10 protein-coding genes are annotated in these 12,589 nt (G+C 61.2%); 6 read left to right on the top strand and 4 right to left on the bottom strand.

Translation table 11 applies throughout. The annotated features are described in order from the left end of the window. Positions 1–245: 245 nt before the first annotated feature. The 4 genes from K3177_RS05715 to K3177_RS05730 are packed head-to-tail and all read left to right on the top strand — an operon-like array spanning position 246 to position 6,068. Entirely contained in the window at positions 246–3,554 is a 3,309-nt protein-coding gene (locus K3177_RS05715; RefSeq protein WP_221598081.1) for a response regulator, read from the top strand. Beyond that, complete coding sequence (locus tag K3177_RS05720; protein ID WP_234036375.1) at positions 3,554–4,378, top strand: CheR family methyltransferase; 825 nt, start codon at positions 3,554–3,556, stop codon at positions 4,376–4,378. The genes K3177_RS05715 and K3177_RS05720 overlap by 1 nt, the downstream gene beginning before the upstream one ends. Further along, positions 4,375–4,941 (top strand): chemotaxis protein CheB, encoded by a 567-nt coding sequence (locus K3177_RS05725; protein WP_221597528.1) that lies wholly within the window; start codon positions 4,375–4,377, stop codon positions 4,939–4,941. Before K3177_RS05720 ends, K3177_RS05725 begins: the two co-directional genes overlap by 4 nt. Beyond that, the gene (locus K3177_RS05730) at positions 4,938–6,068 is read left to right on the top strand and encodes a hybrid sensor histidine kinase/response regulator (protein ID WP_221597529.1); all 1,131 of its coding nucleotides are present in this window, start codon (positions 4,938–4,940) and stop codon (positions 6,066–6,068) included. Before K3177_RS05725 ends, K3177_RS05730 begins: the two co-directional genes overlap by 4 nt. Before the next feature lie 30 nt (positions 6,069–6,098). Here the strand turns inward: K3177_RS05730 and K3177_RS05735 are convergent, their stop codons facing one another. From K3177_RS05735 to K3177_RS05745, 3 genes are all read right to left on the bottom strand, one after another. Further along, positions 6,099–6,839 (bottom strand): sulfite exporter TauE/SafE family protein, encoded by a 741-nt coding sequence (locus K3177_RS05735; protein WP_221597530.1) that lies wholly within the window; start codon positions 6,837–6,839, stop codon positions 6,099–6,101. Positions 6,840–6,962: 123 nt separating this feature from the next. Next, on the bottom strand, positions 6,963–9,728 hold the full coding sequence (gene secA, locus K3177_RS05740) for a preprotein translocase subunit SecA (RefSeq protein ID WP_103023313.1): 2,766 nt from the start codon (positions 9,726–9,728) through the stop codon (positions 6,963–6,965). Between the two features lie 94 nt (positions 9,729–9,822). After that, the gene (locus tag K3177_RS05745; protein WP_221597531.1) at positions 9,823–10,125 is read right to left on the bottom strand and encodes a hypothetical protein; all 303 of its coding nucleotides are present in this window, start codon (positions 10,123–10,125) and stop codon (positions 9,823–9,825) included. Positions 10,126–10,181: 56 nt separating this feature from the next. On the opposite strand from K3177_RS05745, the gene argJ reads away from it, so the two are divergent. Both argJ and K3177_RS05755 read left to right on the top strand, forming a co-directional pair. After that, positions 10,182–11,408: a bifunctional glutamate N-acetyltransferase/amino-acid acetyltransferase ArgJ gene (argJ, locus tag K3177_RS05750; protein ID WP_221597532.1), complete on the top strand. Its 1,227-nt coding sequence runs from the start codon at positions 10,182–10,184 to the stop codon at positions 11,406–11,408. A gap of 53 nt (positions 11,409–11,461) precedes the next feature. After that, on the top strand, positions 11,462–12,229 hold the full coding sequence (locus K3177_RS05755; RefSeq protein WP_221598082.1) for an inositol monophosphatase family protein: 768 nt from the start codon (positions 11,462–11,464) through the stop codon (positions 12,227–12,229). Here K3177_RS05755 and trxA read toward each other — a convergent pair. Further along, positions 12,226–12,546, bottom strand: coding sequence for a thioredoxin (gene trxA / locus K3177_RS05760; protein WP_103023311.1), 321 nt, complete (start codon positions 12,544–12,546; stop codon positions 12,226–12,228). The genes K3177_RS05755 and trxA overlap by 4 nt on opposite strands. Between the last annotated feature and the right edge of the window lie 43 nt (positions 12,547–12,589).

Here is a 12,589-nt window from a genome sequence, read left to right on the forward strand (position 1 = left end):
CACACGGGATCCGCGCCACCTTTTCTCCGGGTCGCCATCAGATAAATCGCGAAATTTGTTTGATAACCGTCAACGGGCCTCGCTAAGGCGGGCGCGAATTTCCTTAAGGCGCCGTTTCTTTGACAAATACAGCATATCCGCGGTTGTTTCGTAATTCCGCGAATGGATGGACGATCGGCGGGCTGCTGATCGGTGTCGGGTTTTTCCTGATCAGCGCTTTTGCCGCCTATTCCAACGTGAACGACATGCGCGCCAACGAAGCGCGAATCCGCAATACGCACGAAGTGTTGAGCACCCTCGACGAACTGCTGGCGGCAAGTCTGGACGCCGAGACTGGGCAGCGCGGCTATCTCCTTACCGGCGAGGGCAATTTTCTCGAGCCATATTACGACGGGGTCAGCACTGCGCGCGACAATCTGACGGCGCTTGAATCGCTGACCCGGGCAAGCAGTGTTCAGAGTGCCAATGTCGAACGGCTCCGTTCTGCGATCGAGAACAAGTTTCGCTTTTCCGCCCGCGCCATCCAGACGCGGCGCAATGAAGGTATCGCGCAAGCCATCGATCTGACCGTTAGTGAGCGCGGCAAGATCGCCATGGACGCAATCCGCGACCAACTGGCGCAGATGAAACGCGAGGAAGTGCGCGAGCGCCAGCAACGGGTCGAGGAACTTGCCGCAGCATCGCGCACCGCTGTCGTCAGCGCTATTGTCACCAGCCTGATCGGCATCGCCCTGACAATTGCGATCTTCGTACTGATGGTCCGCACCAACCGTAACCGCGAGCGTCAGCGCTGGATGCAGACCGCACAGGTCGAACTTGGCGAAGCCATGCGTGGTGAGAAGACCGTCCCTCAGCTAGCGGCGGCCATTCTGACATTCCTCGCCGATCGCACGGACGCGGTCGCCGGTGCGCTCTTCAAGAGCGAAGGCGGCGCCTTCAATAGGGTTGCCATGCTTGGCGTGCCAGATGAGGCCGGAGTGCCTGAAGCGTTCGGGCCTGGCGAAGGGCTGCTTGGAAAGGTCGCGGCGGATGCGCGAGCGACGACGCTGACCAACCTGCCCGAAGGGTACCTGAAGATCGGATCGGCGCTCGGCAGCGAAACACCGCGGCATCTGGTCGTAGCGCCTGCCTTTTCCGATGGGCGCGTGAATGCCGTCATGGAGCTCGGCTTCTTTGAAGAGGTCGACGAGCGCGTGCTCGAATTGCTCGAAACGGTGTCAGGCGCGGTGGGCATCGCCTTGCGATCGGCGCGGTTCCGTGAGCGTTTGCAGGACGCATTGGAGGAAACGCAGCGGCAGGCGGGCGAGCTTCAGGCCCAGAGCGAGGAATTGCGGGTCTCCAACGAGGAGCTCGAGGAACAGGGCAATGCGCTCAAGGAATCGCAGGCGCGCCTCGAACTGCAGCAGGTCGAGCTTGAGCAGACCAACAGCCAGCTCGAAGAACAGGCCCAGACGCTTGAAGGCCAGCGCGACGAATTGGGTCGCGCTGCCGCCTCGCTTGAGCTGAAGGCGCGTGAACTGGAACAGGCGAGCCAGTACAAATCCGATTTTCTGGCCAATATGAGCCACGAATTGCGCACCCCGCTCAACTCGCTGCTGATCCTGTCCAAGCTTCTGGCCGACAATTCGAACGGCAATCTGTCGGACGAACAGGTGAAATTCGCCCGCACGATTGAGTCTTCGGGCAACGATCTCCTGACGCTGATCAATGACATTCTGGACCTTTCCAAGATCGAGGCCGGCCACGTGGAGATCGAAGCAGCGCCGGTTGCAACCGAACGGCTTGCCGGGGACCTGCGCAAGGTGTTCGAACCGGTTGCGCAGCAGCGCGGACTGGAACTCGATATTACCGTGGCGCCCGACGCCCCAAGATCGATCGAAACCGACCGGTTGCGGCTCGAGCAGGTACTCAAGAACCTGTTGTCGAACGCGCTCAAATTCACCGAGAAGGGAAGCGTCCGACTGTTGATCGCTGCCGGATCGGACGACATGGTCGAGCTTGCCGTGACCGACACCGGCATCGGCATCGCCGAAGGTCAGCGCGAGGCGATCTTCGAAGCATTCCAGCAGGCCGACGGTACGATCAGCCGCAAATTCGGTGGCACTGGACTCGGCCTGTCGATCTCGCGCGAACTCGTGCGCCTTCTGGGCGGCACAATCAGGCTCGAAAGCGAAGAGGGCAAAGGCAGCACTTTCGTGGTGAGTGTGCCGGTATCCTACGATCCTGCCAAGGTTGCCTCGCGTCAGCCGATGCCGGTCACCCGTGACGACGCGCCCACCCCGGCCGCGCCACCTCCAGCGAAGCCGCGAACCGTGCCAGCCAAGCCCACCATGCTCGACGACGATCGCGATGCCCTCGCAGAAGGCAAGCGGCTGCTGCTCGTCATCGAGGACGACACGACCTTCGCCGGCATCGTTTGCGAACTGTCGCGCGAAATGGGGTTCCAGTGCATTGTCGCCGGGACGGCGCAGGAAGCGATCGACCTCGCCCGGGATTACCGTCCAAGTGCGATCGTGTTGGATATCGGCCTGCCCGATCAGTCCGGTCTTACCGTGCTCGATCGCCTGAAGCATCAGGAAGAAACGCGGCATATTCCCATTCACGTGATTTCCGGTTCGGACCAGAGCCAGACGGCGCTGGCGTTGGGCGCGATCGGCTTTCTCGAGAAACCTGCGCCGCGCGAACAGCTCGCCGAAGTGCTCGCCGGTCTTCAGGAAAAGCTCGCGTCCCGGATGCGGCGCGTGCTGATCGTGGAGGACGACGAGGTTCAGCGTGATGCGGTCGGGGAGCTACTTGGATCGCAGGACGTGGAGACAGTCGGGGTCGGCACGGCGGCCGAGTGCCTGGAGGAACTGCGGGATGGTCAGTACGACTGCATGGTCCTCGATCTCTCGTTGCCTGACGCCTCGGGTTTTACCTTGCTGGAAACCCTGAGCGAAGAAGGCGAAGCGCCGCTACCGCCGGTGATCGTCTACACCGGGCGCGACCTATCGACAGAGGAGGAGCAACGCCTTCGCCGCTATTCGAGCTCGATCATCATCAAGGGAGCGAAATCTCCCGAACGTCTCCTCGATGAAGTCTCGCTGTTTCTCCACCGCGTCGTCTCCGAACTTCCGCCCGAACAGCGCCAGATGATCGAGAAAGCCCGTCACCGCGACGCCGCACTGGAAGGAAAGCGAATTCTGATCGTCGAAGACGATGTGCGTAATGTCTATTCGCTGACAAGTGTTCTGGAACCTCGCGGGGCCCTCACGCGGATCGCGCGCAACGGCCAGGAAGCCCTCGACGCCCTTGCCGAGGCTGAAGGCGATCCCGACAAGCAGATCGACCTTGTACTGATGGACGTAATGATGCCGGTCATGGACGGGCTGACCGCGGCTCGTGCGATCCGGGACAATTCGCAATGGACCAAGCTGCCGATCGTCATGCTCACGGCCAAGGCCATGCCGGACGACCAGCAGAAATGCATCGATGCGGGCGCAAACGACTACATGGCCAAGCCGATCGACGTCGACAAACTGCTCTCGCTGGTGCGCGTATGGATGCCTCGCTGATGGCGGACAGTATCGAAGATATCGAGATCCAGCTTTTGCTGGATGCTGTATATCGCCATTATCATTACGATTTCAGACATTACGCCCGCGCATCGATCAAGCGGCGCCTGCTGCAAGCGCGCACGCAATGGGGCTATGACAGCATATCGGAGATGCAGTCCGCCGTTCTTCATGACGAGACGATCCTGCCCCGATTGCTGAATTTTCTGACTGTCCAGGTCAGCGAAATGTTTCGCGACCCGTCCTACTTCCGGGCCCTTCGAGAAAAGGTGGTGCCGCACCTGCGCACCTATCCCTCGCTCAAGGTTTGGGTCGCCGGGTGCAGCCATGGCGAAGAACTTTATTCGCTCGCGATCCTCTTCGCCGAGGAAGGTCTGGCCGAACGGACGATCTTTTACGCGACCGACATCAACCCTACCGCGCTCAAGGCGGCGCAAGCGGGCGTATATCCCCTCGAAAGCATCAGGCTCTTCACGGAAAACCACCGGCTGTCGGGCGGACACACGTCTTTGTCCGATTACTATACCGCGAATTACGACCGGGCCGTGTTCGACAAGTCCCTGCGCGAGCGCACCGTCTTTTCCGACCATAGCCTCGTGACCGACGCCGCATTCGGCGAGATGCATCTGATCTCGTGCCGCAACGTGCTGATCTATTTCGATCGCGAACTGCAGGATCGCGTCGTCGGACTGTTTGGCGACGCGCTGGTCCGGGGCGGGTTCCTTGGCGTCGGCTCGAAGGAAAGCCTGCGCTTTTCGGCACATGCACATCTCTTTTCCGAATTCGTTCGCGAAGAGAAGATTTACCGGAAGGCGTCGCGATGAGTCTGCGAGCAGTAGTCATCGGGGCTTCCGCCGGAGGCGTTCAGGCGCTGTCGCATGTGCTGCCGGACCTGCCTGCGGATTTCCCAGCGCCGGTCCTGGTGGTCGTTCACATTCCGCCGCGCAAGGACAATGCCCTTGTCGATCTCTTCGCGCGCAAATGCCGCCTCAGGGTCAAGGAAGCAGAGGACAAGGAGCCGCTTGCACCCGGCATGATCTATTTCGCCCCGCCCGATTATCACCTTCTGGTGGAAACCGCGGAAACACTCGCGCTGTCGTCCGACGAAGCCGTCAATCACTCGCGCCCCGCCATCGACGTCCTGTTCGAGACTGCGGCCGATGCATTTGGATCGGCGCTTGCGGCGGTTGTCCTAACCGGCGCGAACCAGGATGGCGCCAAAGGGTTGAAGGCCGTGTGTGAGGCCGGCGGCCGCGGGTTCGTACAGCACCCGGCGACCGCGGAAGTCGCCACCATGCCCGAAGCGGCCCTTGCCGCATGCCCCGCAGCACTTACGATAAGGCTGGACGACATCCCCAACGCTCTGCAAGCGATGCTCGAAGAATGACCGATCCCGTCAAATTCCTGCTCGTCGACGATCTCGAAGAGAACCTGCTGGCACTCGAGGCGCTCCTCGCAAGCGAAGGCCTGGATCTGCACAAGGCCCAAAGCGGCGAAGAAGCGCTCGAGTTGATGCTCGCCAACGAATACGCGCTTGCGCTGCTCGACGTCCAGATGCCGGGTATGGACGGCTTCGAACTGGCCGAATTCATGCGCGCCAACGAGCGTTCGCGGCACATCCCCATTATCTTCGTAACAGCGGGATCGGGCGATGAAGCGCGCCGGTTTCGCGGATATGAAGCCGGCGCTGTCGATTTCATCCAGAAGCCGATCGAAACAGACGTCCTGCGTTCCAAGGCGAATGTATTTCTCGATCTGTACAACCAGCGCCGCCAGATCACCGCCCAGCGTGACGAACTGGCGAAACTGAGCGCCGCGCTGCAAGCCGCCAATCAGCAGAAGAACCGGTTTCTGGCAGTACTTGCCCACGAACTGCGCAATCCGCTGGCGGTATTTTCATCCGGCCTCAACATACTGGATCGCGGGAATAGCGGGCGAGACCTCAGCCAGGTGCGCCTCTCGATGCGGCAGAACCTCAACCATGTCACCCGCCTCGTGGACGATCTGCTCGACATAAACCGGATCGAACGCGGCAAGATATTGCTGAGAAAACAAAAGGTCGGCCTCAACGAGGTGCTGCCGGCCGCCCTGGAGCTTGCGGAGCCGGCCATCGTCGCTGCCAATCACCGCCTGACCGTCGAGACACCGGACGATGCCATCACTCTTGAAGTGGATCCGGTGCGTTTCATTCAGATCATCAGTAACATAGTCGGCAACGCAGCCCGCTATACGCCCGAAGGTGGCGACATCGGCGTCAAGGTTTCGAAAGCCGATGGCTTCGCGATCATCGAAATATCCGACAACGGCATCGGCATACCGCCCGGACAGCAGGCCCAGATATTCAACATGTTCGAACAGTCCGACAACGGGCTGGGCGTCGTGGGCGAAGGACTGGGCATCGGCCTCGCACTGGTGAAACAGCTCGTCGAGCTGCATGGCGGCGAGATCGTGCTTCAGAAGAGCCTGCCCGGCGAAGGCAGCACCTTTGAAGTGCGATTGCCGCTCGCCAATTGACGCGACGGCTAATTCAGATGACCACTATTCTCACAAATTCAGCAGCAGACGCGCGCCTACCCAGCCGGTGAGCGCTGCGGTGCCGAGGCGGATCCAGCGCTGGGGCAGATATTTCAGCGCAAGAAAGCTGCCGATCTGGCCTCCGATGGCGACGGCGATCAGCAGGGGCAGGCCAAGGTCCACCGCCGCCCCCAATCGCTCTGCGCCGCCTTTCAGCAATTGTCCGGCCAGCCCGAACAGGGAATTGACCAGAATGAACAGGCTTGCCGTCGCCGCTATGGCTCGCGCGCTGTTCCACTTCGTCAGGTGAAGAAACGGCGCCAGGAAGATGCCGCCGCCAATGCCGACCAGGCCAGCCAGATAGCCAAGGGGAACGGCCAGCAACGGCATGAACCGCGCCAAGCGCGTCGGGTCGGAATCTCCCCTTGCCCGCGACGGAAGCACCAGCGTCAGCGCGGTCAGCAGCAGACTTGCACCCAGTATGGCAAGGAATGCGGATTGGCCGATAGGTGTCAGACCACCCAGGAATGCTGCCGGCGCAGCGATCGCTGTCAGGATTATCGCGCCGCGCCAAGGCGTTATCTCCGCGCGCGCAAATCGCACCGTGCTGCCTGCGACGACCACGATGTTGCAGGCCAGCGAAAGAAGCGGAAGCACACGATAGTCGACCGCCGATAGTGCAAGCAAAGCCGTATAGGTCGACCCGCCGCCAAATCCGACGCTCGCATAAAGCAGCGCCGTGACGAAAAATCCCGCAATCAGTGCGGCCATAGGTGCAATCCCAATCCGAACCGAGGCCTATGCCTGGAAATGAATGAACGGGGACCGTGATCGTCCACGGCCCCCGTCCAAAACACTAGCTGATATTTCGCCACAGGCGGCGCGACGGTTCGATCAGACCGTCGATCCGGCGCTGATGGCCCCGTGACAATGCTTGTACTTGTTGCCCGATCCACACGGGCACGGCGAATTTCGGCTGATTTCCATTCCCGCATAGGGGTTGTCGCTGGCAGAGCCGCCCGGCCCCACGGCCGCACGAGGGCTGCCCGCCAGAGCGCCGAACAGCGCCGCGCGGCTGGCGGAACCATCGCCATCGTTCGAATCGTCGAGACCCGACAGCGGATCGATATGGCCGGTCAGGAAATCGGGAAGGTCGGGCAGGTCTATCTGGGGCAGCGGTGCCGGCTCCACCAGTTCCAGCCTGATCAGCTTGTTGGTCACCGTCTCGCGCAGATTGTCGAGCATGCTCTCGAACAGGCTGAAGGCTTCCTGCTTGTACTCGTTCAGCGGCTGCTTCTGCGCATGAGCGCGCAGCCCCACTACCTGACGCAAGGCGTCGAGGGTTGCGAGGTGATCTTTCCACTGCCCGTCAAGTTCCTGCAGCAGCACGCTTTTCTCGATACGACGCCACAGGCCCGGGTCCGCCGCCGCGATCTTGTTGTCCATGATCGTGTCGGCTTCTGCCGCCAGCCGTTCCTCGATAATCTCGGGTTCGACCTGATCTTCGTCGACCCATTGTTCGATGGGGACGTCGATGCCGAGAACTTCGCCGACGCGCTCCTTCAGGCCCGCGATATCCCACTGCTCGGGATAGGAGCCGGGAGGGCAGGCTTCGCCCACCAGCGAATTGATCGCATCGTGACGCATGTCGACCACCACATCATCGACCGCTTCGCTGTCCATGATTTCGGCGCGCTGTTCATAGATGACCTTGCGCTGATCGTTCATCACGTCGTCGTACTGGACGACCTGTTTGCGGATCTCATAGTTCCGCGCCTCGACCTTTTTCTGGGCGGTTTCGATGGCCTTGGAAAGCCACTTGGACCCGATGGCTTCGCCGTCTTCCAGGTTCGAGTTCATCATTTTGGCAAACAGCGTGTCCGGACCGAAGATGCGTAGCAGATCGTCTTCCAGGCACAGATAGAACCGGCTCAGGCCCGGGTCGCCCTGGCGTCCCGAACGGCCGCGCAACTGGTTGTCGATGCGGCGGCTCTCATGGCGCTCCGTGCCGAGCACGAACAGGCCGCCTGCATCGAGCACCTTCTGGCGCTCGGCTGCAACTTCCGCCTTGATCCGATCCTTTTCCAGATCCTTCTTGGCGCCATCTTCCATGTCGCCCAGCTCGTCGTCGATCCGGAAATCGACGTTGCCGCCCAGCTGGATGTCGGTACCGCGGCCAGCCATGTTGGTCGCAATGGTCACGGCACCGATGCGCCCTGCCTGCGCCACGATATGCGCTTCGCGCTCGTGCTGGCGCGCGTTGAGAACTTCGTGGTCGACGCCTTCCTGCCGCAGGAATTCGCTGAGCATTTCCGACTTTTCGATCGACACCGTGCCCACCAGCACCGGCTGGCCGATAGCATTCTTCTCGGCGATCGCCTTGGCGATGGCTTTGAACTTGTCCTGCGTATTCTTGTAGAACTCGTCGTCCTCATCGATGCGGGCGACGGGAACATTGGTCGGTATCTCGACCACGTTCATCTTGTAGATGTCCCAGAATTCGGCAGCTTCGGTGGCAGCGGTACCCGTCATACCCGACAGCTTGGGATACATGCGGAAGTAGTTCTGGAAGGTGATCGAGGCGAGCGTCTGGTTCTCGGGCTCGATCTTGACGCCCTCCTTGGCCTCTACCGCCTGGTGCAGGCCGTTCGACCAGCGGCGACCGTCCATCATGCGGCCGGTAAACTCGTCGATGATGACGACCTTGTCGTCCTTGACGATGTAGTCGATGTCCTTCTTGAACATGTGCACGGCGCGCAGCGCCTGGTCGAGATGGTGCACGACCTGCGTGTTCTCCACGTCGTAGAGATTTTCCGACTCCAGCAGGCCCTTTTCGATCAGCAGCTTCTCGACCTCTTCGGTGCCCTCTTCGGTCAGCTGGATGCTGCGCTGCTTCTCGTCCTTCTCGTACCAGTCTTCGGGGAAGGTCTTCACCACCTCGTCGATCGAGATGTAGAGGTCGGACTTGTCCTCGGTCGGCCCGGAAATGATCAGCGGCGTACGCGCCTCGTCGATGAGGATGGAGTCCACCTCGTCGATGATCGCGTAATTGAACGGACGCTGCACCATCTGGCCGCGCTCGTGTTTCATATTGTCGCGCAGGTAATCGAAACCCAGTTCGTTATTCGTCGAATAGGTAATGTCGGAATTATACGCGTCGCGGCGCTGCGGTTCGGCAAGGTTGGGCACGATTACGCCCACCGTCAGGCCGAGGAAGCGGTGCAGGCGGCCCATCCATTCCGCGTCGCGCGCGGCGAGGTAATCGTTCACGGTCACGACGTGCACGCCCTTGCCCTCGATCGCGTTCAGATAGGTCGCCAGTGTCGCGACCAGCGTCTTGCCTTCACCGGTGCGCATTTCCGAAATTTCGCCGCGATGGAGGACGATACCGCCCACCATCTGCACGTCGAAGTGCCGCATGCCCAGCACCCGGACCGACGCCTCGCGTACGGTGGCGAAGGCTTCGGGAAGAATATCGTCCAGCGTCTTGCCATCGGCCAGCTGGCCGCGGAACTTGTCGGTCTGGGCGGCGAGTTCCTCGTCGGAAAGCGCCTGCAATTGCGGTTCGAGCGCGTTGATCTGTGCGACGATTTTACCAAGTGATTTGACGTAACGTTCGTTCGACGAACCGAACATCGATTTCATGAGCGTATTGAACATGTGAGGGGCCCTGAGCCTTCCGGATGAATTCTATGGGGTGAACGTCCGCGCACGCTGCTCGTGCCGAACGGAAATCTGGAACTGAACCGGCAGCCTATTCGCAGGCGCGGTCGATACCCATTTGCACAGTCGGAATGAAAACCGTGATGACGGTCGCCGGCTTGCTGGGCTTCTTTTCCCGGGGCAGATCGAAGGTCTGGCGATCGGCATCGGCGCACCTGCAGGCATCGCCTTTGCAGGTTTTTTCCGCCTTGGCCGCTAGTTCGACCCCGGATGCCGCATCGTAAACAACCGCATGCGCAGGCGCGCCGGCAGCAGTAAGGCCGGACAGGATCGCAAGCAGGGTAATCAGGCGACGAAGCATTGCATCGTTCAGATAGGGCGTGTCGCCGCGCACGTCCACCCCGGTTGACCGTTTACCCGACGCGCCTCTGCGCCTATTCGGTATGGTTCATGGATCTCGAACGCTCTCCCCTCGCCCGCCCTTTCCCCGACATGCCGCCGATCGACGGTGTAACGCTGCGTATTGCCCGCGCGCGATACAAGGCGTGGGACAGGTGCGACCTGACCTATGTCGAACTTTCCCCCGACACCGCCGTGGCGGGGGTCTTCACGCGGAGCGCGTGTGCTTCTAGCGAGGTCGAACTCGGTCGGGAACAGGCAAGGCTGGGCCGGGCCCGGGCGCTCATCGTCAACGCCGGCAATTCCAACGCCTTCACCGGCTATCGCGGACGCGAGGCGGTGGAACAGATCATGGCGCAGGTCGCCTCTGCACTCGATTGCGATCCGAGCGAGGTGTTCGTGTCGTCCACCGGCGTGATCGGTGTGCCCCTGCCCAAGGACAAGGCCCAGGCAGGTATCGAAGCGGCACTGGTTGCAGCGCCATGCGGCTGGGAAGATGCGGCCAGCGCCATCGGCACGACCGATACGTTCACCAAGGGGGCCTCCGCTTCCGCCATGCTTGCCGAAACCCGCGTGGAACTCGCCGGCTTCATCAAGGGCAGCGGCATGATCGCTCCGGACATGGCGACGATGCTCGGCTATGTCTTCACGGACGCCGCTGTCGATCCGGCTTTTCTTCAGGAAATGCTGTCCAAGGCAAATGAGGCGACGTTCTCCTGCATTACCGTCGATGGCGATACCTCCACCAGCGACACGGTTCTCCTGTTTGCCACTGGAAAGGCTGGCAATCGGGCACTCTCGTCCTGGGATGACGATGGGGCGGATGCGTTTTACGCCGCCCTTCTCGGTATCTGCCGCGAACTGGCGCATCTGGTCGTGCGCGACGGAGAAGGAGCACAAAAGTTCATCGAGATAGCGGTGACCGGCGCGGCCGACGCCGCCAGCGCTCGCCATGTCGGCCTCGCCATAGCGAATTCGCCGCTGGTGAAGACCGCCATTGCGGGGGGTGACGCGAACTGGGGCCGGGTCGTTATGGCCGTCGGCAAGGCTGGTGAGCCTGCCGATCGCGACAGGCTTTCGATCGGCTTTGGCGGCACTTGGGCAGCCAAGGACGGCCAGCCGCTCGCAGACTATGACGAAGCACCGGTTGCCAGGCACCTTGAGGGTCAGGATATTCGCATCGATGTCGATCTCGGTGTTGGCGATGGCCGCGCGACCGTCTGGACCTGCGACCTGACGCACGGATATATATCGATAAACGCGGATTATCGTTCGTGACGCTTCCGCTCACCTCCGAAGATCGGGCGCTGGACGAGGCGATCCTCGCCTTGATGCAGCGCGTGACGGAGCAGGCGATCCTGCCGCGTTATCAGAACCTTGCGACCGGCGATGTGGAAGACAAAGGCGGTAACGACCCCGTTACGATCGCGGACAAGGATAGCGAGGCGCTGCTTCGCGAAGGGCTATCCGCTATCGACGGAACTCTCGCTTTCGTGGGCGAAGAAACGGCGCATGCGGACCCGTCGATACTCGATCGGCTCGATCGGCCATGCTGGATCGTCGATCCGATTGACGGCACGCGCAATTTCGCCGCGGGCAAACCGCCTTTCGGTATCATCATCTCCCGCGCAGAAGGGGGCGTGGCCCGGTCGGGCTGGATTTTCGACTGCCTCACGCGCCGCTTCTGCGTTGCACACGAGGGCAAAGGTGCGAGCCTGAATGGGGAAAAGGTTGTTGCTCGACCGACGGGCCAGACCCCGCCGATAGCTGCCGTTTCGCTTGTTTTCATGGACGATGCGTGCCGGGATGCGATCAGACAGCACATCGCCCCGATGTACGATCTGGTCGACATTCCCTATTGCGCGGCGGAGCAGTATCCTCGTCTCGCGCTGGGCGTGAACGACGTATCGATCTTCGAGCGCACGCTTGCCTGGGATCACGCCGCTGGCGTTCTGTGGCTGACCGAAGCTGGCGGAAAAGCGGCGAGGCCCGACGGCTCACCCTATCGCGTGGACGAGGTGGGCCGAACGGGCCTGCTGGGTGCAGCAAGCCCGACCCTGTGGGACAAGCTTGCCGAACTATATTCTAGATTGGACTAAAGTTCGCCCTCAAGCCATTGCTTTAGCTGGCCTTTCGGGGCGGCACCGCGCATCTGCGCAGCCGGCTCACCATTCTTGAACAATACGAGATAAGGGATCGACTGCACGCCCATGGAACCTGGAACATCGGGATTTTCCATGATATCCATCTTCGCGATAGTCACCTTGTCGCCCAGTTCTTCGCTCAGTTCTTCTAGAGCAGGTGCGATCATCTTGCACGGTCCGCACCAGTCGGCCCAGAAGTCCACGAGCACGGGCTTCTCGCTTTCGAGGACGTCCGACTTGAAACTGGCGTCGGTAACGGCGGTGGTGGCCATTGGAAATCTCCTAAATTTCGTCGGCACCCAATGTGGGCTGCGC

The sequence above is a fragment of the Qipengyuania pacifica genome, from assembly GCF_019711555.1.
In the GTDB taxonomy this organism is placed as follows: domain Bacteria; phylum Pseudomonadota; class Alphaproteobacteria; order Sphingomonadales; family Sphingomonadaceae; genus Qipengyuania; species Qipengyuania pacifica.